Raw genomic sequence first — 26,110 nt, forward strand, 5'->3', positions numbered from 1 at the left:
GTGACCACTCACCACAACACCGCCGCGGCCGGCTCTCAGCCGGTCGCGGCGGTCTCGGGCGTCACCGTGCGGTACGGGGCGACGGTCGCCCTCGACGACGTCTCCCTCGCCTTCCCCGCGGGGGTCACCGGTCTCCTCGGCCCCAACGGGGCGGGGAAGAGCACGTTGCTGTCGCTGCTGAGCACGGCTCGCACCCCCAGGTCCGGGACCGTCGCCCTGCTGGGGGAGCAGGCGTCGGGACGAGCCCGCACGGAGCGGCTCAGGCGGCGGATCGGAGTGCTCCCGCAGTCCTTCGGCTTCTATCCCCGCTTCACCGTCCTGGAGTTCACCGAGTACGCGGCATGGCTGCGCAAGGTCCCGGCCGCCCAGCGGCGCGAACGGGCCGTCGAGGCGCTCCGCCTGGTGCAGATGGACCAGCACGCCGACCGCAGGATGGGCGCGCTGTCCGGCGGCATGCTGCGCCGCGTCGGCATCGCCCAGACCATGGTGAACGAACCCTCCCTCGTCCTCCTCGACGAACCGACGGTCGGCCTCGACCCGGCCCAGCGGGTCGGCTTCCGCAGCCTGATCAGGCAACTGGGCGAGCGGTGCGCCGTGGTGATGAGCACCCACCTGGCCGAGGACGTCGCGCACGTGTGCGACCGGGTCGCCGTACTGCTCGCCGGCACGGTCCGCTTCACCGGCACGGTCGCCGAACTCTGCGCCCTGCCGTCCCGCGACGCGTCCCCCGACGGCGCCGGGGACACGGAAGCCGAAGGTACGGCCGTGGAAGTCGACGGTACGGCCGTCGAGGCCGGCTACCTGCACCTGGCGGGCGCGGAAGCGGCGGCGATCTGATGCGCGTCCTGCTGACCGAGATGCGGCGGGGAGAGGCCAAGTGGGCCGCCGCCCTCATGGGAGCCGTCGGCGTCTACTACTTCACGGCCGAGAGCCCCGGCCAGAGCGACTGGATCGGCTGGTGGACCCAGACCAGCCTCCAGGTCCAGCTCTTCTCGGTGATCGTCATGGGCTCGGTGATGAGCGCGGCGGCCGCCTGGGGAGCGGGCCGCGCCTTCCGCCACCGCACCCGCCCGTGGGCGGACACCGCTGCCCGGGGCGGATGGGCACAGGCCTTCCTGCTGTGGCTCGCGGCATGGCTGTGGTCCCTGATCGCCTACGCCCTGTTCGTCGTCATCGCGTTCTCCCGCACGGCGGGCGTCAGCGACGTCACCGAACCCGCCTGGACCCCCCTCCTGCTCGGCGCGAGCATGATGGGCCTGCAGACCGCTCTCGGCGTCGCCGTCGGCTCGGCGCTCCCGTCACGGGTGATCGCACCGTTCGCCGGGATCTTCTGGTACGGCCTCTTCGTGGTCGTGGCGTTCGTGCCCGGCACCCCTCTCGACAAGCTGTTCCCCGCGATAGACGAGTTCTGGAGTTCGGAGTTCGCGCCGAACACCACCCGCATGCTCACCGCCGTGGCCTGGTGCCTCGCCCTCGGCCTGCTGCTGCTCGCCCTGCCCGCCCTCCGGCGCCGTGCCACCCTCGCACCGCGGCCCGTGGCCCTGGCGGCGCTCGCCCTCGTCGCGCTGGTCGCGGGCGGCGCCCTCGTGGCGTTCCGCACCCCCGCGCCCGACTCGTACTGGGCGGTCCGCAAGGCGCAGCCCGCGCACCCGCTCTGCGCCGGCAGCGGCGGCACCACGCTGTGCCTGTGGCCCGAGGACCGCCACCTCCTGCCGCGGGCCCGCGCCGCGGTGCGGACCGTGGACGCGCGGCTCGGCACCCTGGGCGGGCTCAACCGGAGCTTCTACGCCGCCGGCCTGGACCGTCCGGCGGGCGACACCGCCGAGCTGTCCGTGATGTCGCCGGGCGAGAGCGAGACCGACCTGACGGAGGCGATGCTCAGCGCGGCACTGCCCCAGCCGGCGTCGCCCGACTGCGCACCGCACATACTCAGGGAGAGCGGCGGCTACCCCGACACCTTCCTCTTCGAGGCCGTCGTACGCGACCGCGTCGGCGCGCCCGGCGACTACTTCGGCGAGGAGTTCGGCCGCGCCCTCGGGCGGGTCACCCGCGCCCCGCGCGCCGTGCAGGACGTCTGGATCGAGCGGGCGGCCGAGCGGATCCGTGCCTGCGAGCCCGTACCCCCGCTCCCGCGGTGAAGCCCGTGGTGAATCCTGTGCCCAGACCTCGCACGACCCCCGTACGCGGCCCCCGGTACGGCGCCGCCGTCGCCTTCGTGCGCTGCCGGGGCCTGCCGCGGGCCGCCGGGACGGCCCTGCTCGTCGCCGTGGCGGCCACCGCCTTCGCCGGGCGGCGGGTGGCCCTGCCGGAGTTCCGGTACCTGGTCGACTTCAGCGTTCCGGTGGCCGAGGTCGTGCCGTTCGCCCACGCGGTCGTCCTCGCCACCACGCTGTTCTCACCCATGGCCGACCTGGAGCGGACGTCCGCCCAGCCGATGCGGCGCCATCGGGCCGTGTACCTGGTGGGACTGCTCGCCCTGGCGCTGGCCCTGAGCGCGCTCCCGCTGCTCGCCGGCGCCGGCGGGGAGGTGACCGCCGCGGCCGCCCGCAACGTCGTCGGTCACCTCGGCCTCGCCATGATCAGTGCCCGTCTGTTCGGCAGCGGCCTCGCCTGGCTGCTGCCCATGGGCGTCTTCGGGCCCACCCTGCTCCTCGGCGTGTCCGGCGACAACACCCCCGAGCCCTGGGCCTGGTCCCTGCACCCGGCCACGGACTCAACAGCCGCCGTCGTGGCTGCCGCCCTCTGGCTGACCGGCGCCTGCGCGGCCGCGACCGGCCAACCACGCCGCACGGACCAGGCCGAGCGGGACTAGGGTCTTCCGTCCGGGCGGGCCCGGCACGATCCGCACGACAGGCCCCAGCCGTTCCCGGACGGCGCGGCGGGACGGAACGGAACCGGGGTGGTCCGGACGGCGCGGTGGGACGGAAGCGGGGTGGTCCGGACGGCGTGGCGGGAAGGAAGCGGGGTCGTCCGGGCGGCGCGGTGGGACGGAACCGGGGTTGCCGGGACGGCGTGGCGGGAAGGAAGCGGGGTCGTCCGGGCGGCGCGGTGGGACGGAACCGGGGTTGCCGGGACGGCGTGGCGGGACGGAACCGGGGTCGTCCGGACGGCGTGGCGGGACGGAACCGGGGTGGTCCGGACGGCGTGGCGGGACGGAATCAGTGCCCGGAGGACGGCGCGGCGGGACGGGACCGGCGTTCTCGCCGGGCGGTGTGGTGGCGCGGAGGCGGAGCCGGGGGAAGGGGGCGTTCCAGGGGCGGTCCACGGCCGTGCCCGGCCCCTCCGGTTAGGCTCTGGCCAGGACACCCGAGCACCCGAGGGAGGCCACGGAGATGACGCCGGGGCGCAGGAGCAGCACCTTCACCCGTCTGCTGCGGCACGGCTTCACCGACCCCTCCGCCGCCGAACGCCTCCTCGACGGCCCCGAACTGGCCCCCGTCCGCGACGACCCGGTCCTCCTGGAAGCCCTGGGCGCCACCGCCGACCCCGACCTCGCCCTGCACGGTCTGGCCCGTCTCCTGGAGGCCCAGGACGGCCCCACCGCCCACCGCGAACTGCTGGACACCCTCATCGCGGCCAAGCCCCTGCGCGACCGCCTCCTCGGTGTCCTCGGCGCCTCCGCCGCCCTCGCCGACCACCTGGCCCGCCACCCCGGCGACTGGCAGGCCCTGGTCATGTACGAGCCGCACGACCTCCACCCGGGCCTCGCCGAGTTCGAACACGGCCTGGCCGGGGCCACCGACCCGGTCTCCCTCCGCGTCGCCTACCGCCGCTGCCTGCTCTCCATCGCCGCCCGCGACGTCTGCGGCACCACGGCCGTCGCCGAGACCGCCGCGGAACTCGCCGACCTGGCCACCGCCACCCTCCGCACGGCCCTGGCGCTGGCCGAGCGCACCGCCCCCGAGGACGCCGCCGCCTGCCGCCTCGCGGTGATCGCGATGGGCAAGTGCGGCGGCCACGAGCTGAACTACGTCTCGGACGTGGACGTGATCTTCGTGGCGGAGCCGGCCGAAGGTGTCCCCGAGCCCAAGGCCCTCCAATCCGCGACGAAACTCGCCTCCCACCTGATGCGGATCTGCTCCGAGACGACCGTCGAGGGCTCCATCTGGCCGGTGGACGCCAACCTCCGCCCCGAAGGCCGCAACGGCCCCCTCGTCCGCACCCTCAGCAGTCACCTCGCCTACTACCAACGCTGGGCGAAGACCTGGGAGTTCCAGGCCCTCCTCAAGGCCCGCCCGGTAGCGGGCGACCCGGACCTCGGCCGGGCCTACGTCGACGCGCTCGAACCCCTGGTCTGGAAGGCGGCGGACCGCGACAACTTCGTGACGGACGTCCAGAAGATGCGCCGCCGCGTGGTCGAGAACATCCCCGCGTCCGAGATCGAACGCGAACTCAAACTGGGCCCCGGAGGCCTCCGCGACGTCGAATTCGCCGTCCAGCTCCTGCAGTTGGTGCACGGCCGTACCGACCCCGCCCTGCGCAGCGGCAGCACCCTGGACGCCCTCCAGGCCCTCGCCGCCGGCGGCTATGTCGGCCGCGAGGACGCCGCCCGGCTGGACGAGGCGTACCGCTTCCTGCGCTCCATGGAGCACCGCATCCAGCTGTACCGCCTGCGCCGCACCCACCTCGTCCCCGAGGCCGAGGAGGACCGCCGCCGCCTCGGCCGCTCCCTGGGCCTGCGCACCGACCCGGCGGCCGAGCTGAACCGCGAGTGGCGGCGCCACACCGGTGTCGTACGCCGGCTGCACGAGAAGCTCTTCTACCGCCCGCTGCTCGACGCCGTCGCCCAACTCGCCCCCGGCGAGGCCCGGCTGCGCCCCGAGGCGGCCCGTGAACGCCTGGTGGCGCTCGGCTACGCCGACCCGGCCGCGGCCCTGCGCCACCTGGAGGCCCTGGCCTCCGGCGTGACCCGCAAGGCGGCCATCCAGCGCACCCTCCTGCCGGTCCTCCTCGGCTGGTTCGCCGACTCCGCCGACCCGGACGCCGGCCTGCTGAACTTCCGCAAGGTCTCCGACGCGCTCGGCAAGACCCCCTGGTACCTGCGCCTGCTGCGGGACGAGGGCGCCGCGGCGGAGAACCTGGCCCGCGTCCTCTCGGCGGGCCGCCTCGCCCCCGACCTGCTGATGCGCGCCCCCGAGGCGGTCGCCCTCCTCGGCGACGGCACCGGCGCGGGCCCGGCGGCCGTCGGCGGCGGCCTCGCCCCCCGCGACCGCGCCCAGCTGGAACAGGAGATCATGGCGGCCGTGGGCCGGGCGGAGAACGCCGCACAGGGCGTCACCGCGGCCCGTGGCGTCCGCCGCCGCGAGCTGTTCCGCACCGCCGCCGCCGACATCGTCGGGTCCTACGGCACCGAGACCAGCCCCGCCGAGGCCGACCAGGGCGCCCTGGTGGACCGGGTCGGCGCGGCCGTCTCCGACCTCACCAAGGCCACCCTCGCCGGCGCCCTGCGCGCGGTCGTGAGGGACGGCTGGGGCGACACCCTGCCCACCCGGTTCGCGATCATCGGCATGGGCCGCTTCGGCGGACACGAACTGGGCTACGGCTCGGACGCCGACGTGCTGTTCGTGCACGAGCCCCAGGACGGCGTGGACGAGCACGAGGCGTCCGCCGCCGCCAACAAGGTCGTCGCCGAGATGCGCCGCCTGCTCCAGCTGCCCAGCGCCGACCCGCCGCTGCTCATCGACGCCGGCCTGCGCCCGGAGGGCAAGTCGGGCCCGCTGGTGCGCACCCTGAAGTCGTACGAGGCGTACTACCGCCGCTGGTCCCTGGTCTGGGAGTCGCAGGCGCTGCTGCGGGCCGAGCACGTCGCCGGCGACGAGGACCTGGGCCGGCGCTTCATCGGGCTGATCGACCCGCTGCGGTACCCCGCGCACGGTCTCACGGACGAGTCGGTCCGCGAGATCCGCCGGCTGAAGGCCCGGATGGAGGCCGAGCGGCTGCCGCGCGGCGCCGATCCCAAGCTGCACACCAAGCTCGGCCCCGGCGGCCTGTCCGACGTCGAGTGGACCGTGCAACTGCTCCAGCTCCGCCACGCCCACCGCGAGCCCGGCCTGCGCACCACCCGTACCCGCGAGGCCCTGGCCGCCGCCCGGGAGGCCGGGCTGCTGTCGGCCGAGGACGCCGAGATCCTGGACGAGGCGTGGGTGCTGGCCACCCGGGTGCGCAACGCGGTCATGCTGGTGCGCGGCCGGGCCGGGGACACCTTCCCCACCGAGTCGCGCGAGCTGGCCGCCGTCGGCCGTTACCTGGGGTACGGCGCCGGGCACGCGGGGGACATGCTGGACGCGTACCGCCGTACCGCGCGCAGGGCGCGCACGGTCGTGGAGGAGCTGTTCTACGCGGACTGAGCGGACCCGAGCGGCCGGGGCGCGGGCACCGCGACCAGCCGGGGCAGCGCGTACGGCAGGCTGCCGTACCAGGCCCGGGCGGCCGCGAAGCCAAAGCCGAGGCAGAGGGCGCCGCCCACCGCGTCCAGCCAGAAGTGGTTGGCCGTGGCAACGATCACCGCGAGGGTGGCCGTCGGGTACAGCAGTCCCAGCACCCGCACCCACGGCACCGACGCCAGCGCGAAGATCGTCAGCCCGCACCACAGCGACCAGCCGATGTGCATCGACGGCATCGCCGCGTACTGGTTCGACATGTGCTTGAGGTCGCCGGAGGCCATCGAACCCCAGGTGTGGTGCACCGTCACGGTGTCCACGAAGCGGCCGCCGTTCATCAACCGAGGCGGCGCGAGCGGGTACAGATAGTAACCGAGCAGGGCCACACCCGTGGTCGCGAACAGCACCAGCCGGGTCGCCGCGTACCGGCCGGGATGCCACCGGTACAGCCACACCAGCACGCCGAGCGTCATCACGAAGTGCAGGGTCGCGTAGTAGTAGTTCATCCCGATGATGAGCCAATTCACCGAGTTCACGGCATGATTGACCGACTGCTCGACGCCGACCCCCAGCGCGTGCTCGGCGCTCCAGATCCAGTCCGCGTTGCGCAGCGCCGCGGACCGCTGCTCCGGTACGGCGTTGCGGACCAGCGAGTACGCCCAGTAACTCACCGCGATCAGAAGGATCTCGAACCACAGCCGGGGCCGCCGCGGGCGCCGCAGCCGGCCGAGTCGACCTCGTCGGTCCTCGCCCGTGACGGCCTGCGGAACGGCCACCTCCTCGCGACCTTCCGGATCTGTCACGGTCGAGTCACTCATAGGCACAGAGTCTGCCAGAAAAGGCTTCTTCGGCCGATCATCCCAAGGTTGGGTCCGTGACGCACCTTCTACGACGTACGGAGGACATTCGGCGCGGAAGCGGTTGAACCACGCACCACCAGCTCCGGCATGAACACGAATTCACTGTGCGGAGCCGGCGTCCCGCCGATCTCCTCCAGCAACGTGCGCACCGCCGCCTGGCCCATCGCCGGTACCGGCTTGCGGACCGTGGTCAGCGGCGGGTCGGTGAAGGCGATGAGCGGGGAGTCGTCGAAACCGACCACCGACACGTCCCGGGGGACCTCCAGGCCCCGCTGCCGGGCCGCCCGTATCGCGCCCAGCGCCATCATGTCGCTGGCGCACACGACGGCCGTGCAGTCCCGTTCGATCAGCGAGTTCGCCGCCGCCTGGCCGCCCTCCAGCGTGTACAGCGAGTGCTGGATCAGCTCGGTCTCGACGGTCTGGGCGGAGAGGTCGAACCGCTCCTGCATCGCCCGGACGAAACCCTCGATCTTGCGCTGCACGGGCACGAAGCGCCTGGGGCCGAGTGCGAGCCCGATCCTGGTGTGCCCCAGCGACGCCAGATGCGTCACCGCGAGCGCCATCGCGGCCCGGTCGTCGGGGGAGATGAACGGTGCCTGCACCTTCGGCGAGAACCCGTCCACCAGCACGAACGGCACGCCCTGCGCCCGCAGCCGCTCGTAGCGCTGCATGTCGGCGGTGGTGTCCGCGTGCAGGCCGGAGACATAGATGATCCCGGCGACCCCGCGGTCCACCAGCATCTCGGTCAGCTCGTCCTCGGTCGACCCGCCCGGGGTCTGCGTGGCGAGCACCGGCGTGTAGCCCTGGCGGGTCAGCGCCTGGCCGATGACCTGGGCCAGGGCCGGGAATATCGGGTTCTCCAGCTCGGGCGTGATCAGACCGACGAGTCCCTCGCTGCGCTGCCGCAGCCGGACCGGGCGCTCGTAGCCCAGCACGTCCAGTGCGGCGAGCACGGACTGGCGGGTGGTGGCGGCGACGCCCGGCTTCCCGTTGAGGACCCGGCTGACTGTCGCTTCGCTCACCCCCGCCTGCGCAGCGATGTCAGCAAGCCGTGTGGTCACGCCACTGGACTGTACCGGTCGTATCCGCCCTTGCACACCGGCCGGTCGCCGGGCACGGGCGGGCACGCGGCCTGCCGTGGGTTGCTGCGTCATCGCGCTCCCTCGGATTCATGCTGGCAAGAGCTTGCAGAGTCTTGCACAAGAGTCGTCCCCGCCGCTCAACCCGTGCACCACAGGGTTGCGTCACGGTCGACGGCCGGTCACGGCGGGGTAACCATCGTGGCCTCTTGCACTTTTTTTCTGCAAGGTCTTTCGCAATGCTTACATCGCTGTTACGTTCCCTGTCGCCCGGCCGCGGCAACGGCGCAGTCGGCAAGTCGCAGGGGCGGACGGGACCGCCCTCTGCACCACTCGGGCTTGAACCCTCAAGGAGAACTCATGCGGCGTGGCATAGCGGCCTCCGCGCTGGTGGCGTCCCTCGCCCTCACGGCGACGGCGTGCGGCGGGAGCGACAGCGACAGCGGGAAGTCGGACGGCCCGGTCACCATCACCTGGTGGGACACCTCCAACGCCACCAATGAGGCGCCGACGTACAAGGCCCTGGTCCAGCAGTTCGAGGCCGCCAACAAGAACATCAAGGTCAAGTACGTCAACGTCCCCTTCGACCAGGCGCAGAACAAGTTCGACACCGCGGCCGGCGCCAGCGGCGCCCCGGACGTGCTGCGCTCCGAGGTCGGCTGGACCCCGGCCTTCGCCAAGAAGGGCTTCTTCCTGCCGCTGGACGGCACCGAGGCCCTCGCCGACCAGGCCAGGTTCCAGCCGAACCTGATCAAGCAGGCCCAGTACGAGGGCAAGACCTACGGCGTGCCGTTCGTCACCGACACCCTCGCGCTGGTCTACAACAAGGCCCTGTTCAAGAAGGCCGGCATCACCGAGGCCCCCAAGACCTGGGACGAGCTGAAGGCCGACGCCGCCAAGATCAAGGACAAGGCCAAGGTCGACGGCTACTGGGGCTCCACCCAGGCCTACTACGCCCAGACCTTCCTCTACGGCGAGGGCACCGACACCGTCGACGTCGCCGCCAAGAAGATCACCGTGAAGTCGCCCGCCGCGAAGAAGGCCTACGGCACCTGGCTGAGCACGTTCTCCGGCAAGGGCCTGCACAAGGCCGACGCCACCGCCGACGCCTACGCCCACATCCAGGACGCGTTCGTCAACGGCAAGGTCGCCGCGATCATCCAGGGACCCTGGGAGATCACGAACTTCTACAAGGGCAGCGCCTTCAAGGACAAGTCCAACCTCGGCATCGCCACCGTCCCGGCCGGCTCGGCCGGCAAGGCGGGCGCCCCGACCGGCGGTCACAACCTCTCGGTCTACGCCGGCTCCGACAAGGCCCACCAGGAAGCGGCCCTGAAGCTGGTGAAGTTCATGACCTCGGCGCAGTCCCAGGAGGCCATCGCCCTGAAGAACTCCACCCTGCCCACCCGCTCGGACGCCTACACCGCGAAGGTCAAGGCCGACCCCGGCATCGCCGGCTACCAGGGTGTCCTGTCCGCCGCCCAGCCGCGCCCGGCGCTGCCGGAGTACAGCTCCCTGTGGGGCCCGCTCGACACCGAGCTGCCCAAGGTCGCCAGCGGCAAGGAGTCGCTGGACAAGGGCCTGGACAACGCCGAGCTGGCCATCTCCAAGCTCGTGTCCGACTTCAGCAAGTGAGCCGTGTGGCCGTCGGATCCTCCCGGTACGAGACGGGGGGGAAGGATCCGGCGGCCACCGCCCCGTGCCCAGCCGAACCCTCGAACCATTGAAGGTGTCGAACCATGACAGTCGCCATCGACCGCGCCACCGGCAAGCGCCGCGGTGACCGCGCGCCTCGGCCCGGGCTGGGGCAGCGCATCCGCAACGGTTTCCACAAATACTGGTACGCCTACGCGATGATCGCCCCGGTGGTCGTCGTGCTCGGCGTCCTCGTGGGCTACCCGCTGGTGCGGGGCTTCTACCTGACCCTCACCGACGCCAACAGCCTGAACTCGGCGCGCACGATCGGCGTCAACCACATCGACGCCACCTACCGGTTCATCGGCCTCGACAACTTCCAGGACATCCTGTTCGGCCCGACGGCCTACGACCGGTTCTGGTCGCACTTCCTGTGGACGGTGTTCTGGACGGTCGCCTGCGTGGCCCTGCACTACTCCATCGGTCTCGGTCTCGCGCTCATGCTCAACCAGAAGCTGCGCGGCCGCACCCTCTACCGGCTGCTGCTCGTCCTGCCCTGGGCCGTGCCGACCTTCGTCACCGTCTTCTCCTGGCGGATCATGCTGGCCGACTCCGGCGTGCTCAACCAGCTCCTCGGCGCGCTCCACCTGCCCCAGCCGGAGTGGCTGGAGGACACCTTCTGGCAGCGCTTCGCCGCGATCATGGTCAACACCTGGTGCGGTGTGCCGTTCATGATGCTGTCCCTGCTCGGCGGCCTGCAGTCGATCGACTCCACGCTCTACGAGGCCGCGGAGATGGACGGCGCGAGCGCCTGGCAGCGCTTCCGGCACGTCACGCTGCCCGGTCTGCGCTCGGTCAGCTCCACCGTCGTGCTGCTCGGCATCATCTGGACCTTCAACCAGTTCGTCATCATCTTCCTGCTGTTCGGCAAGAACTCCGCCCCGGACGCACAGATCCTCGTCACCTGGGCCTACCAGCTCGGCTTCGGCCAGCAGCCACGCGACTTCGCCCAGTCCGCCGCGTACGGCGTGCTGCTGCTGTCGATCCTGACCGTCTTCACCTCCTTCTACTTCCGCTGGCTGAAGCGCAATGACCAGCTCGCCGTCTGACGCCGCAGGAGCCGCCGCCATGAGCACCACGACCCTGGACAAGACCGACACCGCAGCGGACGCCGCCCCGGGCACCGCGGCCCGGCGCCGCACGCGCCGGCGCGGCGAGCGCGGCCCGCTCGGCGCCGCCCTCCTGCACGGCGGACTCGTCGTCGCGAGCCTCATCGCCCTGGCCCCGGTGGCCTGGCTGTGCTACCTGTCCCTCGGCCCGGACAAGGAGGACTACCTCCACCCGGGCGGCATCGCGGGCAAGGCGACCTTCTCCAACTACAGCTTCGTGCTGCAGCACACCGGGTTCTTCGACTGGTTCAAGTCGACGATGATCGTGGCCCTGGGCACCACCCTCATCGGTGTCCTCGTCGCCGCCACCACCGGTTACGCGGTCTCCCGCATGCGCTTCCCCGGCTACAAGCAGCTGATGTGGGTCCTGCTGCTCACGCAGGCGTTCCCGATCGCCATCCTGATCGTGCCGATGTACGAGATCTTCAGCGAGCTCGGTCTCATCGACAGCTACTGGGCGCTGATCCTGATCAACTGCACCACCGCCGTGCCGTACAGCGCCTGGCTGCTCAAGGGGTACTTCGACACCATCCCCTTCGAGATCGACGAGGCCGGACGGGTGGACGGGCTCAGCCCGTTCGGCACCTTCTTCCGGCTCATCCTGCCGCTGGCCCGGCCGGGTCTGGCCGTGGCCGCGTTCTACAACTTCATCACCGCCGTCGGCGAGGTCGCCTTCGCGACCACCTTCCTCCTGGACGACTCCAAGTACACCTTCGCCGTCGGCCTCCAGAGCTTCGTCAGCGAGCACGACGCCCAGTGGAACTACATGGCCGCCACCGCGGTACTGATCGCGATACCCGTGACCGTGTTCTTCTACCTCGTGCAGAAGAACCTCGTCACCGGCCTCACCGCCGGCGGCACCAAGGGCTGACGCCCGCCGGAGCAGGACTCCCGCGCGACCGACCGCGCGGGTAGGCGGGCCGCGGTGTCCATCCGACCCCGCTGTCACCGCGGCCCGCCTCGCACCCGTCCGCGCCCGTCCGGCCCGCCGCCGCACCCACCGTCTGCCCACCTGCCCCAGTCACGTATCAAGGACGCCATGAGCCAGCAGCACTCCGCCGCACCGGCCCGCCACTTCTCCGTCGCCACCGTCACCGACCACCGCGACTGGTGGCGGGACGCGGTCATCTACCAGGTCTATCCGCGCAGCTTCGCCGACAGCAACGGCGACGGCATGGGCGACCTGGAAGGCGTCCGCTCCCGCCTGCCCTACCTGCGCGACCTCGGCGTCGACGCCGTGTGGCTCAGCCCCTTCTACGCCTCGCCGCAGGCCGACGCCGGCTACGACGTCGCCGACTACCGTGCCGTCGACCCCATGTTCGGCAACCTGCTCGACGCCGACGCGCTGATCCGCGACGCCCACGGGCTGGGCCTGCGCATCATCGTGGACCTGGTCCCCAACCACTCCTCCGACCAGCACGAGTGGTTCAAGCGCGCCCTCGCCGAGGGCCCCGGCTCCCCGCTCCGGGAGCGCTACCACTTCCGCCCCGGCAAGGGGAAGGACGGCGAACTCCCGCCCAACGACTGGGAGTCCATCTTCGGCGGCCCGGCCTGGACCCGGGTGACCGAGCCGGACGGCACCCCCGGCGAGTGGTACCTGCACCTCTTCGCCCCCGAGCAGCCCGACTTCAACTGGGAGCACCCGGCCGTCGGCGACGAGTTCCGCTCCATCCTGCGCTTCTGGCTGGACATGGGCGTGGACGGCTTCCGCATCGACGTCGCCCACGGCATGGTCAAGGCGGAGGGCCTGCCGGACCTCGGCTCCCACGACCAGCTGAAACTGCTGGGCAACGATGTCATGCCGTTCTTCGACCAGGACGGTGTGCACGAGATCTACCGCCAGTGGCGGCTGATCCTCGACGAGTACTCCGACAAGAAGGGGCCCGAAGGGCCTTCCGCGGAAGGGCGGTGGCGGGAGACGGGCGAGCGCATCTTCGTCGCGGAGGCCTGGACCCCGACCGTCGAGCGCACCGCCAACTACGTCCGCCCCGACGAACTGCACCAGGCCTTCAACTTCCAGTACCTGGGCACCGAGTGGGACGCGAAGGAGCTGCGCGCGGTCATCGACCGCACCCTGGAGGCGATGCGCCCGGTCGGCGCCCCGGCCACCTGGGTGCTGTCCAACCACGACGTCACCCGGCACGCCACCCGCTTCGCCAACCCGCCCGGCCTCGGCACCCAGATCCGCACCGCCGGCGACCGCGAACTGGGCCTGCGCCGGGCCCGCGCCGCCACCCTCCTGATGCTCGCCCTGCCCGGCTCGGCGTACGTCTACCAGGGCGAGGAACTGGGCCTGCCGGACGTGGTGGACCTGCCCGACGAGGTGCGCCAGGACCCGGCGTACTTCCGGGGCGCCGGCCAGGACGGCTTCCGCGACGGCTGCCGGGTGCCGATCCCGTGGACCCGCGAGGGCTCCTCCTACGGCTTCGGCAGCGGCGGCAGCTGGCTGCCCCAGCCGCCGGCCTGGGCCGGGCTGAGCGTGGAGGCGCAGACCGGCGTCCCCGGCTCGACGCTGGAGCTGTACCGCTCGGCGCTGCGCCTGCGCCGGTCCCAGCCGGACCTGGGCGCGGGCGACGCCGTGGAGTGGCTGCGGGCGCCCGAGGGCGTCGTGGCCTTCCGGCGGGGCGAGTTCGTGTGCGTCGCGAACACGAGCGGCGAGTCCGTGACCACTCCGTCCTACGGTCGCGTCCTGCTGACCAGTGGTGAGGTGACCGAGGCGGACGGCGAGACGAAGGTTCCGGCCGACACCACGGTCTGGTGGACGGCCGTCGCCTGACGGCCCCTCTGAAAGTTCTTGCATCAACTTCACACCGGCCCGCTGTCTTTCCGACGGCGGGCCTTTAACATCTGCGTCACCGCAAGTTTGCTGAAAAGTTTCAGCAAGCGCCTTCAGCGGTCCTTGCCTTCAACGTCGAAGGAACCCCACATGGCACGCAGAATGCTCCCCGCGGCGGTCTCCCTCACGGCGGCCGTCGCTCTGGTTGGCATGAACCCGACCACCGCCGCGGCCTCCCCGCCCGGCACCAAGGACGTCACCGCCGTCCTCTTCGAGTGGAAGTACGACTCCGTGGCCAAGGAGTGCACCGGCACCCTCGGCCCCGCCGGCTACGGATACGTGCAGGTCTCCCCGCCCGCCGAGCACATACAGGGCTCGCAGTGGTGGACGTCGTACCAGCCGGTGTCGTACAAGATCGCCGGACGCCTCGGCGACCGCACGGCGTTCCGGAACATGGTCGACACCTGCCACGCGGCCGGTGTGAAGGTCGTCGTCGACACCGTCGTCAACCACATGTCGGCGGGCTCGGGCACGGGCACCGGCGGCTCGTCGTACACGAAGTACGACTACCCGGGCCTGTACTCGGGCAACGACTTCGACGACTGCACCTCCCAGGTGTCGAACTACTCCGACCGCTGGAACGTCCAGCACTGCGAACTCGTCGGCCTGGCCGACCTCGACACCGGCGAGGAGTACGTCCGCAAGACGATCGCCGGCTACATGAACGACCTTCTCACCCTCGGCGTCGACGGCTTCCGCATCGACGCGGCCAAGCACATCCCGGCCGGGGACCTGGCGAACATCAAGAGCCGTCTGACCAACCCCTCCGTCTACTGGAAGCAGGAGGTCATCTACGGCGCGGGCGAGGCCGTGCAGCCCTCCGAGTACACCGGCAACGGAGACGTCCAGGAGTTCCGCTACGCCTACGACCTCAAGCGTGTCTTCAGCAACGAGAAGCTGGCGTACCTGACCAACTACGGCGAGGGCTGGGGCTATCTGGGCGGCTCGGCCGCGGGCGTCTTCGTGGACAACCACGACACCGAGCGCAACGGCAGCACGCTGAACTACAAGTCCGGCGCCAACTACACGCTGGCCAACGTCTTCATGCTGGCCTGGCCCTACGGCGTCCCCGACGTCAACTCGGGCTACGAGTGGACGGACGCCGACGCCGGACCGCCCAACGGGGGCACGGTGAACGCCTGCTGGCAGGACGGCTGGAAGTGCCAGCACGCCTGGCCGGAGATCAAGTCCATGGTCGCCTTCCGCAACGCCACCCGGGGCCAGGCGGTCACGGGCTGGTGGGACAACGGCAACAACTGGATCGCCTTCGGCCGCGGCGGCAAGGGGTACGTGGCGATCAACCACGAGCCGGGCAGCATGACCCGGACCTACCAGACGTCGCTCGCCGCCGGCACCTACTGCAACGTCCAGAACAACACCACGGTGACCGTGGACTCCAGCGGCCGGTTCACCGCCACCCTGGGCTCGAACACGGCCCTGGCCCTCTACGCCGGCAAGTCCAGCTGCTGAGCCGGACCGCTGACGGTCCGTGAAACCTCTTTCTCAAGGTTTCACAAGTCTTGCTGTAAACCTTTCGTCGGCGGTACGGTCGCGCGGGCGCCCGGCAGCGCAGCCGTGCCGCGGGCGTAGGGGTCGGACCCGAATGAGCCGTAATCGCAAGGAGTTCCCGCCTGTGATACCGAGATGGCCGGCGCCCCCGAGGCGCCGTACCGCCCACGCCGGACGCACCGCGGCCGTCATCGCCGCCGCCCTCGCCGCCGCGCTGATCCAGCCACTGGCCGCCCACGCGGCCACACCGCCCGCTCCGCCCTCGGACGCGGCGCTCGCGGCCCAGCCCGCCCGGCACGACGACACCCGCGAGCAGTTCTACTTCGTCATGCCGGACCGTTTCGCCAACGGGGACGCCTCGAACGACCGGGGCGGCCTGACCGGCTCACGCCTCAGCACCGGCTACGACCCCACCGACAAGGGCTTCTACCAGGGTGGCGACCTCAAGGGCCTCACCAAGCGGCTCGACTACATCAAGGGGCTCGGCACCACCGCCATCTGGATGGCGCCGATCTTCAAGAACCGCCCGGTGCAGGGCACGGGCGCCAACGCCTCCGCCGGGTACCACGGTTACTGGATCACCGACTTCACCCAGGTCGACCCGCACTTCGGCACCGACAAGGACCTCAAGGACCTCATCGCCAAGGCACACGCCAAGGGCATGAAGGTCTTCTTCGACGTCATCACCAACCACACCGCCGACGTCGTCGACTACCAGGAGAAGACCTACGACTACCTGTCCAAGGGCGCCTTCCCGTATCTGACCGAGGACGGGCGGCCCTTCGACGACGCCGCTTACGCGGACGGCCGGAAGAAGTTCCCCGCCGTCGACGCCGGCTCCTTCCCTCGCACCCCGAAGGTCACCGAGAAGTCCAAGGTCCCGGCCTGGCTGAACGACCCGGCGATGTACCACAACCGGGGCGACTCGACGTACGCCGGCGAGTCGGCCACCTACGGCGACTTCTCCGGCCTGGACGACCTGTGGACCGAGCGTCCCGAGGTCGTCCACGGCATGGAGCGGATCTACCAGCGGTGGGTGCGGGACTTCGCGATCGACGGTTTCCGCATCGACACCGTCAAGCACGTGAACATGGAGTTCTGGACCCAGTGGGCGACCGCCCTCGACAAGTACGCGGCGGTGCACGGGCGGAAGAACTTCTTCATGTTCGGCGAGGTCTACTCCGCCGACACCTCGATCACGTCCCCGTACGTCACCCGGGGCCGCCTGGACGCCACCCTCGACTTCCCCTTCCAGGACGCGGCCCGCGCCTACGCCTCCCAGGGCGGCAGCGCCCAGAGGCTCGCGAGCGTCTTCGGTGACGACTACAAGTACACGACCGACAAGGCCAACGCGTACGAGCAGGTCACCTTCCTCGGCAACCACGACATGGGCCGCATCGGGTACTTCCTGAAGCAGGACGACCCGAAGGCGAGCGACGCCGAGATCCTGCGCAAGGACAGGCTCGCCAACGAGCTGATGTTCCTCAGCCGCGGCAACCCGGTCGTCTACTACGGCGACGAGCAGGGCTTCACCGGCTCCGGCGGCGACAAGGACGCCCGCCAGACCATGTTCGCCTCCAAGGTCGCCGACTACCTGGACGACGACGAGATCGGCACGGGCCGCACCCACGCGAGCGCCGCCTACGACACGAAGGCCCCGCTCTACCGGCAGATCGCCGCTCTTTCCCAGCTGCGCAGGGCCAACCCGGCCCTGACCGACGGTGTCCAGACGGAGCGGTACGCGGCCGAGAGCGCCGGCATCTACGCCTTCACCCGTACGGACGCGAAGTCCGGCCAGGACTATGTCGTCGCCTTCAACAACGCGGCCGACGCGAAGACCGCGACCTTCGCGACCGGCTCCGCGGGCATGACGTACCGCGGGATCTACGGCACGGCCGCCACGGCGAAGACCGACGGCGACCAGAAGATCACCGTCACCGTCCCGGCCGGCTCCGCCGTCGTCTACAAGGCGGCCGGTGCCCTCGCCAAGACCGCCACCAGGCCCACGATCACCCTCAAGGCCCCGGCCGCCGGCGCCACCGGAACCGTCGAGCTCGCCGCCGGCACCGACGGCGGGCAGCTCGACCGGGTCGTCTTCGCCGCCCAGGTCGGCAACGGCAAGTGGCGCACCCTCGGCTCCGCCGACCACGCCCCCTACAAGGTCACCCAGACCATCGGCGAGGACGTGCCCGCCGGCACCGCGCTGCGCTACAAGGCCGTCGTGATCGACTCCGCCGGCCGGACCGCGAGCGCCACGGCGAGCAGCACCACCGGCACCCCGCCGGCCCCGGAGGTCCCCACGGCGTCCTCCCGGGACTACGCGGTCGTCCACTACAAGCGCACCGACGGCGACTACGCCGACTGGGGCCTGTACGCCTGGGGCGACCTCGCCGACGGCGAGGCCACGAACTGGCCCGCCAGCCACCCCTTCACCGGCCGGGACGCCTACGGCGCCTTCGCCTACGTCAAGCTCAGGCCCGGCGCCTCCAACGTCGGCTTCCTGGTCATCGACAAGGACGGCGACAAGGACGTCTCCGCCGACCGGACGATCGACGTCACGAAGACGGGTGAGGTGTGGATCGAGCAGGGCAAGGCCGACGTGACCACCCAGCGGCCCGACTACCCGGCGCAGGACAAGGCCAAGGCGGTCCTCCACTACCACCGGGCCGACGGGAACTACGACGGCTGGGGCCTGCACGTCTGGACGGGTGCCGCGCACCCCACCGACTGGTCGGACCCGCTGAAGCCGGTGAAGACTGATGCCTATGGCGCGGTCTTCGAGGTGCCGCTCACCGAGGGTGCCGGCAGCCTCAGCTACATCATCCACAAGGGCGACGACAAGGATCTCCCGACCGACCGGTCGCTGGACCTCAAGGCGAACGGCCACGAGGTGTGGCTGTTGAACGGCCAGGAGAAGTACCTGCTGCCGCAGCCCGCGGGCAGCGCGGCCGCCCTCGACCTGACTACCTCCAAGGCGGTCTGGATCGACCGGGACACGGTCGCCTGGAACGGCTCCGACGGCGCCGCCTCCACCCAGCTGCTGTACTCCCGCGACGGCTCCATCGCCGTCGCGGACGGGACGCTCACCAGCGACGACGAGCGCTGGATCCGGCTGGAGAAGGCCACGCTCACCGACGCCCAGAAGGCGAAGTTCCCGCACCTGAAGGACTACACCGCCTGGTCCGTCGACCCGCGCGACCGGGACCGGGTGCGTGAGGCCCTGAAGGGCCAGCTCGTCGCCTCGCAGCGGGCCGCGAACGGCGCCGTGCTGGCCGCGACCGGAGTGCAGATCGCCGGGGTGCTGGACGACCTGTACCCGGGCGCGGCCAAGGCGAAGCTCGGCCCGGTCTTCCACGACGGCAGGCCGACCCTGGCCGTGTGGGCGCCGACGGCCCAGAGCGTCTCCCTGGAACTGGACGGCTCGCTCAAGGCCATGCACCGCGACGACACCACCGGCGTCTGGTCCGTCACCGGGCCGGCGTCCTGGAAGGGCAAGCCCTACCGGTACGTGGTGAAGGTGTGGGCGCCCAGCGTCCGCAAGCTGGTCACCAACAAGGTCACCGACCCCTACTCGGTCGCGCTCACCGCGAACTCCGAGCGCAGCCTCGTCGTCGACCTGGACGACAGGTCCCTCGCCCCGGGCGGCTGGTCGGCCCTGCGCAAGCCCAAGGCCGTACCGCTGAAGGACGCGCAGATCCAGGAGCTGCACATCCGGGACTTCTCCGTCGGGGACCGCACCTCGAAGCACCCGGGCACCTACCTGGCCTTCACCGACCAGGACAGTGACGGCTCACGGCACCTGAAGGCACTGGCGAAGTCCGGCACGTCGTACGTGCACCTGCTGCCGGCCTTCGACATCGCCACCATCCCCGAGAAGAAGGCCGACCAGGCCACCCCCGACTGCGACCTGGCCTCCTACCCGGCCGACTCCGACAAGCAGCAGGAGTGCGTGGCGAAGACCGCCGCGAAGGACGCCTACAACTGGGGCTACGACCCGTACCACTACACGGTCCCCGAGGGCTCGTACGCCACCGACCCCGACGGCACCGCCCGCACGGTCCAGTTCCGCCGGATGGTCCAGGCGCTCAACCAGGACGGCCTGCGGGTCGTCATGGACGTCGTCTACAACCACACGGCGGCCGGCGGCCAGGCGGACACCTCCGTGCTGGACCGGATCGTGCCCGGCTACTACCAGCGGCTGCTCGCCGACGGCTCGGTGGCCAACAGCACCTGCTGCGCCAACACCGCGACCGAGAACGCGATGATGGGCAAGCTGGTCGTGGACTCGATCGTCACCTGGGCGAAGCAGTACAAGGTCGACGGGTTCCGCTTCGACCTCATGGGCCACCACCCGAAGGCCAACATCCTGGCCGTCCGCAAGGCCCTCGACGCGCTGACCGTCGCCCAGGACGGCGTCGACGGAAAGAAGATCATCCTCTACGGCGAGGGCTGGAACTTCGGCGAGGTCGCCGACGACGCCCGGTTCGTGCAGGCCACGCAGAAGAACATGGCCGGCACCGGGATCGCCACCTTCTCCGACCGCGCCCGTGACGCCGTGCGCGGCGGCGGCCCCTTCGACTCCGACCCCGGCGTCCAGGGCTTCGCCTCCGGGCTCTACACCGACCCCAACTCCTCCACCGCGAACGGCACGGAGGCGGAGCAGAGGGCCCGGCTGCTGCACTACCAGGACCTGATCAAGGTAGGCCTGACCGGCAATCTCGCCGGGTTCCGCTTCACGGACACCGACGGCAAGGAGGTGACGGGCGCCGAGGTCGACTACAACGGCGCGCCCGCCGGCTACGCGGCCGCGCCCGGCGACGCCCTCGCCTACGTGGACGCGCACGACAACGAGTCGCTGTTCGACGCCCTGGCCTACAAGCTCCCGAAGGACACCTCCGCCTCCGACCGGGCCCGGATGCAGGTCCTGGCGATGGCCACGGCGGCCCTCTCGCAGGGTCCGGCGCTCTCCCAGGCGGGCACCGACCTGCTCCGCTCGAAGTCGCTGGACCGCAACTCCTTCGACAGCGGCGACTGGTTCAACGCCATCCACTGGGACTGCGCCGACGGCAACGGCTTCGGGCGCGGGCTGCCCCCGGCGGCCGACAACCAGTCCAAGTGGGACTACGCCAGGCCGCTGCTCACCGCCGTCGGGGTGGGCTGCCCGCAGATCACCGGCGCCTCCGCCGCCTACCGCGACCTGCTGCGGATCCGTACGGCCGAGCGGGCGTTCTCGCTCGGCACGGCCGCCCGGGTGCAGGACCGGCTGGCCTTCCCGCTGTCCGGCAAGGACGAGACTCCCGGCGTGATCACCATGCGGCTGGGCGACCTGGTCGTCGTGTTCAACGCGACCCCGCAGGAGCGGAAGCAGCGCGTCGACGCCCTCGCCGGCACGTCCTACCGCCTGCACCCCGTGCAGGCCGGCGGCGCCGACCCGGTGGTGAAGACCTCCGCGTACGCGGCCGACTCGGGCACGTTCACCGTGCCGGCACGGACCGTGGCGGTGTTCACCCGAGCGAAGAACTAGGGTGAGGCCGTTGCCTTAGAACGGGAGTGCGCATGCCGCAGATCACCATCGACTACTCCGACACCATGGAGAACGCCTTCGACCGCGAGGGCTTCGCGCGGGCGCTGCACGAGGCGACCGTGGAGATCGCGGCGGCGAAGCCGGAGGCCTGCAAGACGCAGTTCCGGCCGAGCGCGTACACGGCGTTCGGGTACGAGGACCCCGGGGCGCGCGGGCACGCCGTCGTGCACGTGACGATCGGGCTCCTCGCCGGACGTGCCGACGAGACGAAGGAGAGGCTCGCGGAGGCCGCGCTGGAACTGCTCCGCGAGCACGTGGCGGACGCGGCGTTCACCCTGCACGCCTCCGCCGAGATCCGTGACCTGGATCCGTCCTACCGGAAGTTCGACCGCTAGGGGTCAGGAACCGAGGGCGATGAGCCGGCCGACCAGGTCCGCGAAGGGGCCGTCGGCCGGCTCGTCCTTGGCCATGGTGCGCACCAGCTCGGCCATGTCCGCGTCGTAGCCGGCGCTGACGGCGGCCAGCGCGGCGAAGTCGTGCACGAGCTGGACCTCCAGCTCGGCACGCGGGATGCGCCGGCCGTCCAGCCAGATCAGCGCCGTCGACTCGACGAGCGAGATCCACGAGCGGACCACCAGCTCCAGACGCGGCGACGCCTCGGTCACCCCCAGGTGCGACAGCATCTGTTCGTAGGCGGCCTGCCGCACGGAGTCGATGAGCGCATGGGTGGCCGAGACATGGTCCTGCGAGCCGGCTCCCTCGGCGGAAACCGCCGGGCCGCCGCGCATCAGCGCCGAGAAGCCGGGGCCGTGCTCGTCCACGAAGTCGAAGAAACGGCGCATCACCCGCAGCAGCCGGCCGCCGAGCGGGCCCTCGTGCGGCTCGGCGAAACGGCTCGCGAGATCCTCCGACGCACGCTTCAACGCGGCCTCGTACAGACTGAGTTTGCCGGGGAAGTAGTGGTAGACGAGCGGGCGTGAGATGCCCGCCGCCGAGGCTATCTCGTCGATGGAGACCTCGTCGGGCGAGCGTCGGCTGAACAGGTCGAGGGCGACACCGATCAGCTGCTGCCGACGCTCCTCGACGCCCATTCTGCGGCGAACCCCGATACTCATACGAACACCTTACCGATCGAATTCGGCCGCTCGTATTCACATGTCGAGCACCAGACGGTCGCCCCGGGCCCGGGAGACGCAGATCAGCATCGAGTCGCGCCGTTCCGCGTCCGTCAGCAGCTCGTCCCGGTGATCGACCTCCCCCTCCAGCACCCGCTGCCTGCAGGTTCCGCAGAACCCCTGCTCGCAGGAGTAGGCGGTGTCCGGCAGCGCGCCGCGTACGGCGGCCAGCGCCGTGGAGCCGGCCGGCACCGTCAAGGTCCGCCCGCTGCGGCGCAGTTCCAGCTCGAACTCCGCGCTGCCGTCCGCGCCGGCGCGCGGGGCGAACCGCTCCAGGTGCAGGCGGGCGTCCCCGGGCAGCGCCTTCTCCACCGCCGCCGTCAGGCCCTCCGGCCCGCAGCAGTACACGGCCGTGCCGGGGGCCGTACCCGCGAACAGACCGGCCAGATCCGGCCGTCCGTCCTCGTCCTCGGCCACCAGGGTCAGCCGGTCCCCGGCGAGTGCGCGCACCTCGTCCAGGAACGGCATCGAGGCCCGGGTCCGCCCGCCGTACAGCAGCCGCCACTCGGTGCCGTCCGGCAGGGCCCGCAGCATCGGCAGGACCGGGGTGATGCCGATGCCGCCGGCGACGAAGACGTACGCGGGCGCGTCGACCAGCGGGAAGCGGTTCCGGGGGCCGCGCACCTCCAGCTCCGTGCCCTCGGCGAGCCGCTCGTGCACCTCGCGGGAGCCGCCCCGGCCGTCCGCCACGAGCCGCGTGGCGATCGTGTAGGCGGAGGTGTCCTCGGGGTCCCCGCACAGCGAGTACTGCCGCACGAGCCCCGACGGCAGCACGAGGTCGAGGTGGGCGCCCGGCTCCCAGCGCGGCAGTCCGGTTCCCTCCAGACGGAGCCGTACGACCCCGTCGGCGATTGTCTCGTGGGCGGTGACCAGCAGCTTCAGCGCCCGTGAGCGCGGCCGGCCGGAGATCGGCGGGTCCAGGGCGGGCAGCGGCCACAGCGGGGAGCGCCGGACGCGGCGGCGCAGGGCCCGCCGGGTGAGCAGGGCGGCGCCCGCGACGAGGGCGACGGTCCGTGGTTTCGGGATCACGCCGCCTCCCTCTTCTGGGCGGCGAGCGCGGCGGGGGAGCCGGCCAGGTAGGCCACGGCCTGGGCGGTGGAGCAGTCCTGGGAGGGGTGGTAGCCGCGGCCGAGGTAGCGCGGGATGGACCTCAGCATGTCGCCGGTGGCGGGCAGGGTGCCCTGCCGGCCGCGCAGATAGAAGTCCTTGAAGGACGCCTTGGGGTCGGTGAGGGTCGGGTCGTTCTCCAGGAAGAAGCGGATCCCGCGCTGCCACAGGAACACCAGTGCCGAGAAGGCCGTCGCCCAGGTGCGCACCCGGCGCCGGTAGCCGCCGTCGACGTGCTGGAACAGGTCGAAGGCCACGGACCGGTGCTCGACCTCCTCGGCGCCGTGCCAGCGCAGCAGGTCCAGCATGGTCGGGTCGGCGCCCCGCCGGTCCAGCTCGGAGGCGCCCAGTACCCAGTCGCCGAGGAACGCCGTGTAGTGCTCGATGGCCGCGATGAGGGCCACGCGCTCCAGCAGCCACCAGCGGCGGGCCCGGCCCGGCGGCAGGGTGCGGTCGCCGAGCAGCTTCTCGAAGAACCAGTCGACCTGGGCGGTGTACGGCGTCGGATCGAGGCCCTGGTCGCGCAGGTGCGGCAGCACCTCGTCATGGGCCTGGGAGTGCATGGCCTCCTGGCCGATGAAGCCGACGACGTCCGCGCGGAGCCGGTCGTCCCGGATCAGCGGCAGCACCTGCTTGTACACGTGCACGAACCACCGCTCACCGGCGGGCAGCAGCAGGTGCAGCACGTTGATGGTGTGCGTGGTGAACGGATCGCCGGGCACCCAGTGCAGCGGTGTGTCCTCCCACGAGAAGGACACGTTGCGAGCCTTGAGCGCGATGCGCTCGGACTCCACCGGCCGAGGCTGCGTGTTAGACATGGCGTCAATGTACTGGCGGGTAGGGCAGCTGAGAACCCCTGCGGCCCGGCCTGTTTACGCGGATGTCAACAACGGCGCCACCGGCTACCGCAGCCCGTTGATCTTCCGTCCGTCCGTCAGGGTGCCCTGGAGGTCGGCCCGCACCCCCTGCTCGGCCCTGGCCGTCAGCAGCGGCCCCCGCCCGGACGCGGTGACCCCGCCCGTCGCCCGGATCGAGGCCGTGTCCCGGCTGCCCGCCGCCAGCAGGTACCAGTTCCCGGCCGCCGACTTCCACAGCACCCCGGCCAGCACCTGGGGATCACGCGGCCCGCAGGCCCGCACGTCCGTGGCCTTGGCGACGGCCGCCCCGGCCGCCCCGCCCGGAGTGCCGAAGTGGGCCAGGGTCACCGTGCCGGCACCGCGCCAGGTCTCCGCCCGGGTGCACACCCACGCGCCGGACCCGGTGCCGTCGGGCAGCGGCTGCTGCGCGTAGGTCCAGGCGTTGACGGCGCGGACACCCGCCGAGCGGTCGGCCGCCAGCGAGCAGGCGAACGGCGCCCAGGTGCGCAGCCCCTCCGTGTCCGACGCCTCCCGGGGCGCGTCGGGGCGGCCGGCCGTGAGGTGGGCCGGGACCAGCTCGCCGAGGTCGGTGGCGAGCCGGGTGCCGGAGCCGTCGGTCAGCTGCAGCACGGACCACGAGGTGCAGGTGCCGGGCCGCATGGCGGAGCTGGGCAGGGGCGCGGTGACACCGTCGGCGACGGTGAGCGGTGCCGCCGCCGAGTCCGGCTTCGCCAGGTCCCGCTGGGCCGCCTTGGTCACCCAGGGGGCCAGCAGGTAGCGGACGTTGCCGTCGGAGCGGCCGAGCACCAGCGCGCCCGCCCCGGTGTCCGCGCCGCCGTCGGTCCGGGCGAAGTCCAGGGCCGCCCCCTGCGTGCCGTTCCTCGGCTCGGCGTAGCGGGTGATGCGCAGGCCGTCGTAGAGGATCACCACCCGGGCCGCGTCCACCTCACCCGCGTACAGCAGCTGGGGCGGGCCGGCCGGGCCGCCGGTCTGGGTGCCGGGGGTCGCCGACACGCGGACCTGTTCCCCGGGGCGGGCCCAGACGGCGAGGGCGCGGCGCAGCAGGGCCTTGTCGCCGGTGAGCGGACCGCGCGCGGGCCACACCGAGAAGTCGGTGCGGGCCGAGGTCCGCCAGGCGGTGGGGGAGACCCGGGTCAGCCTGCCGGGGTCGAGGGCTGCCTCGGCGGCGGGGTTCTCGGCGTAGACGGGCGCGGCTGCGCCGTCCGGGCCCCAGCCGCCCTCGGGCAGGGCGACCAGCGCGCCGCACACCGCGAGCGCGGCGGCCGCCGCGAGGGCGGCCCAGATGTGCTGTCGGCGGCGCATCAGATCGGTGGGCCGGGCCTGCAGCGAGCAGGGGTCGAACTCGGGGGAGGCGAGCAGCCCCGGCTGTGCGGGGACGCTGTTCGCCGAGGCCAGCGCGCCGTCGGGGTCGGCCACCCCGGCGGCCCCGAGGAGTTCGCGGACGCCCGCGTCGGACAGCTTCTCCAGGTCGCGCAGGACGTAGGCGGCGCGGGCCGGGCCGGACAGGGCGGACAGCCGCTGGTCCAGGGCGAGTTCGTCGGCACCGCCGGAGCGCGGGAACAGCCGCAGCCCCCACACCTGGGGCAGCGACGGCGGCAGCTGGGAGAGCCGGGACAGGCCCTTGCGGGGACGGGCCGCCTCCAGGGCCGTGCCGAGGACCCCCGCGCGCAGGTAGGCGTAACCGGGGTCGGTGTCCCGGCCCGGGGACTGGGCCGGGATCACGGGCGCGTGCTTGCGGCCCCGGGGCAGGGCACGCTGGACGAGGGCGTGGGCGGTCAGCACGCGGCGGCTGCGGCCGAGACCCGGGGGCAGCACGAGGTAGGAGAGCCGGACCAGCCGGGGATAGTGCTCGACGAGCGCGGCCTCGACCTGCTCGACGTCCACCGGGCCGGGGGCGGGTGCGTGACGCTGGGCTACATCCTGTGACTGCACGTCCGGGAAAACGAGCCGGCCGGGGG

The 26,110-nt window shown here is 71.8% G+C and carries 17 protein-coding genes; 11 read left to right on the forward strand and 6 right to left on the reverse strand.

Annotated elements, in window-relative coordinates; translation table 11 throughout:
* From FHS34_RS04060 to FHS34_RS04075, 4 genes are all read left to right on the forward strand, one after another.
* Positions 1–837 carry an ATP-binding cassette domain-containing protein gene (locus FHS34_RS04060; RefSeq protein WP_184961049.1) on the forward strand — a complete coding sequence of 279 codons (837 nt, stop codon included), beginning with the start codon at positions 1–3 and terminating at the stop codon, positions 835–837.
* A complete protein-coding gene (locus FHS34_RS04065; protein WP_184961051.1) occupies positions 837–2,138 on the forward strand; it encodes a DUF7224 domain-containing protein in 1,302 nt (433 codons plus the stop codon). Before FHS34_RS04060 ends, FHS34_RS04065 begins: the two co-directional genes overlap by 1 nt.
* Before the next feature lie 17 nt (positions 2,139–2,155).
* Positions 2,156–2,812, forward strand: a complete 657-nt coding sequence (locus FHS34_RS04070; protein ID WP_184961053.1) for a hypothetical protein — start codon at positions 2,156–2,158, stop codon at positions 2,810–2,812.
* Positions 2,813–3,332: 520 nt separating this feature from the next.
* Complete coding sequence (locus FHS34_RS04075) at positions 3,333–6,347, forward strand: bifunctional [glutamine synthetase] adenylyltransferase/[glutamine synthetase]-adenylyl-L-tyrosine phosphorylase (protein WP_184961055.1); 3,015 nt, start codon at positions 3,333–3,335, stop codon at positions 6,345–6,347.
* Here the strand turns inward: FHS34_RS04075 and FHS34_RS04080 are convergent.
* Both FHS34_RS04080 and FHS34_RS04085 read right to left on the reverse strand, forming a co-directional pair.
* A complete protein-coding gene (locus tag FHS34_RS04080) occupies positions 6,335–7,198 on the reverse strand; it encodes a phosphatase PAP2 family protein (RefSeq protein ID WP_184961057.1) in 864 nt (287 codons plus the stop codon). The two genes, FHS34_RS04075 and FHS34_RS04080, sit on opposite strands and share 13 nt — an antisense overlap.
* A 68-nt stretch (positions 7,199–7,266) precedes the next feature.
* Positions 7,267–8,301: a LacI family DNA-binding transcriptional regulator gene (locus FHS34_RS04085; protein WP_184961059.1), complete on the reverse strand. Its 1,035-nt coding sequence runs from the start codon at positions 8,299–8,301 to the stop codon at positions 7,267–7,269.
* 378 nt (positions 8,302–8,679) lie between these two features.
* On the opposite strand from FHS34_RS04085, the gene FHS34_RS04090 reads away from it, so the two are divergent.
* The 7 genes from FHS34_RS04090 (at position 8,680) to FHS34_RS04120 (ending at position 21,387) form a co-directional block, all read left to right on the forward strand.
* The gene (locus tag FHS34_RS04090; RefSeq protein ID WP_184961061.1) at positions 8,680–9,954 is read left to right on the forward strand and encodes an extracellular solute-binding protein; all 1,275 of its coding nucleotides are present in this window, start codon (positions 8,680–8,682) and stop codon (positions 9,952–9,954) included.
* Positions 9,955–10,058: 104 nt separating this feature from the next.
* Positions 10,059–11,063, forward strand: a complete 1,005-nt coding sequence (locus tag FHS34_RS04095; protein ID WP_184961063.1) for a carbohydrate ABC transporter permease — start codon at positions 10,059–10,061, stop codon at positions 11,061–11,063.
* Between the two features lie 19 nt (positions 11,064–11,082).
* On the forward strand, positions 11,083–11,994 hold the full coding sequence (locus FHS34_RS04100; protein ID WP_184961065.1) for a sugar ABC transporter permease: 912 nt from the start codon (positions 11,083–11,085) through the stop codon (positions 11,992–11,994).
* A 168-nt stretch (positions 11,995–12,162) separates the two neighbouring features.
* A complete protein-coding gene (locus FHS34_RS04105; RefSeq protein WP_184961067.1) occupies positions 12,163–13,899 on the forward strand; it encodes a glycoside hydrolase family 13 protein in 1,737 nt (578 codons plus the stop codon).
* Positions 13,900–14,049: 150 nt separating this feature from the next.
* Positions 14,050–15,429, forward strand: coding sequence for an alpha-amylase (locus FHS34_RS04110; protein ID WP_184961069.1), 1,380 nt, complete (start codon positions 14,050–14,052; stop codon positions 15,427–15,429).
* A gap of 163 nt (positions 15,430–15,592) precedes the next feature.
* Positions 15,593–20,992, forward strand: coding sequence for a pullulanase-type alpha-1,6-glucosidase (gene pulA / locus FHS34_RS04115; protein WP_184961071.1), 5,400 nt, complete (start codon positions 15,593–15,595; stop codon positions 20,990–20,992).
* Between the two features lie 32 nt (positions 20,993–21,024).
* Positions 21,025–21,387 (forward strand): 5-carboxymethyl-2-hydroxymuconate Delta-isomerase, encoded by a 363-nt coding sequence (locus FHS34_RS04120; RefSeq protein WP_184961073.1) that lies wholly within the window; start codon positions 21,025–21,027, stop codon positions 21,385–21,387.
* 3 nt (positions 21,388–21,390) lie between these two features.
* Here FHS34_RS04120 and FHS34_RS04125 read toward each other — a convergent pair whose 3' ends face one another.
* The 4 genes from FHS34_RS04125 to FHS34_RS04140 all read right to left on the reverse strand — a co-directional run bounded on the left by FHS34_RS04125 (position 21,391) and on the right by FHS34_RS04140 (position 26,084).
* On the reverse strand, positions 21,391–22,107 hold the full coding sequence (locus tag FHS34_RS04125) for a TetR/AcrR family transcriptional regulator (protein WP_184961076.1): 717 nt from the start codon (positions 22,105–22,107) through the stop codon (positions 21,391–21,393).
* Positions 22,108–22,143: 36 nt separating this feature from the next.
* A complete protein-coding gene (locus FHS34_RS04130) occupies positions 22,144–23,193 on the reverse strand; it encodes a PDR/VanB family oxidoreductase (RefSeq protein WP_184961350.1) in 1,050 nt (349 codons plus the stop codon).
* Entirely contained in the window at positions 23,193–24,092 is a 900-nt protein-coding gene (locus tag FHS34_RS04135) for a metal-dependent hydrolase (protein ID WP_184961078.1), read from the reverse strand. Before FHS34_RS04135 ends, FHS34_RS04130 begins: the two co-directional genes overlap by 1 nt.
* Before the next feature lie 84 nt (positions 24,093–24,176).
* Positions 24,177–26,084 (reverse strand): hypothetical protein, encoded by a 1,908-nt coding sequence (locus tag FHS34_RS04140; RefSeq protein ID WP_184961080.1) that lies wholly within the window; start codon positions 26,082–26,084, stop codon positions 24,177–24,179.
* Positions 26,085–26,110: the final 26 nt, after the last annotated feature.

It is taken from the genome of Streptomyces echinatus, from assembly GCF_014203595.1.
Lineage (GTDB): Bacteria > Actinomycetota > Actinomycetes > Streptomycetales > Streptomycetaceae > Streptomyces > Streptomyces echinatus.

Coding starts and splice junctions, on each gene's coding strand:
- FHS34_RS04095 (WP_184961063.1), top strand. CDS start 10,059: ATGACAGTCGCCATCGACCGCGCCACCGGCAAGCGCCGCGGTGACCGC.
- FHS34_RS04120 (WP_184961073.1), top strand. CDS start 21,025: ATGCCGCAGATCACCATCGACTACTCCGACACCATGGAGAACGCCTTC.
- FHS34_RS04110 (WP_184961069.1), top strand. CDS start 14,050: ATGGCACGCAGAATGCTCCCCGCGGCGGTCTCCCTCACGGCGGCCGTC.
- FHS34_RS04075 (WP_184961055.1), top strand. CDS start 3,333: ATGACGCCGGGGCGCAGGAGCAGCACCTTCACCCGTCTGCTGCGGCAC.
- FHS34_RS04135 (WP_184961078.1), bottom strand. CDS start 24,092: ATGTCTAACACGCAGCCTCGGCCGGTGGAGTCCGAGCGCATCGCGCTC.
- FHS34_RS04065 (WP_184961051.1), top strand. CDS start 837: ATGCGCGTCCTGCTGACCGAGATGCGGCGGGGAGAGGCCAAGTGGGCC.
- FHS34_RS04105 (WP_184961067.1), top strand. CDS start 12,163: ATGAGCCAGCAGCACTCCGCCGCACCGGCCCGCCACTTCTCCGTCGCC.
- FHS34_RS04090 (WP_184961061.1), top strand. CDS start 8,680: ATGCGGCGTGGCATAGCGGCCTCCGCGCTGGTGGCGTCCCTCGCCCTC.
- FHS34_RS04125 (WP_184961076.1), bottom strand. CDS start 22,107: ATGAGTATCGGGGTTCGCCGCAGAATGGGCGTCGAGGAGCGTCGGCAG.
- FHS34_RS04100 (WP_184961065.1), top strand. CDS start 11,083: ATGAGCACCACGACCCTGGACAAGACCGACACCGCAGCGGACGCCGCC.
- FHS34_RS04080 (WP_184961057.1), bottom strand. CDS start 7,198: ATGAGTGACTCGACCGTGACAGATCCGGAAGGTCGCGAGGAGGTGGCC.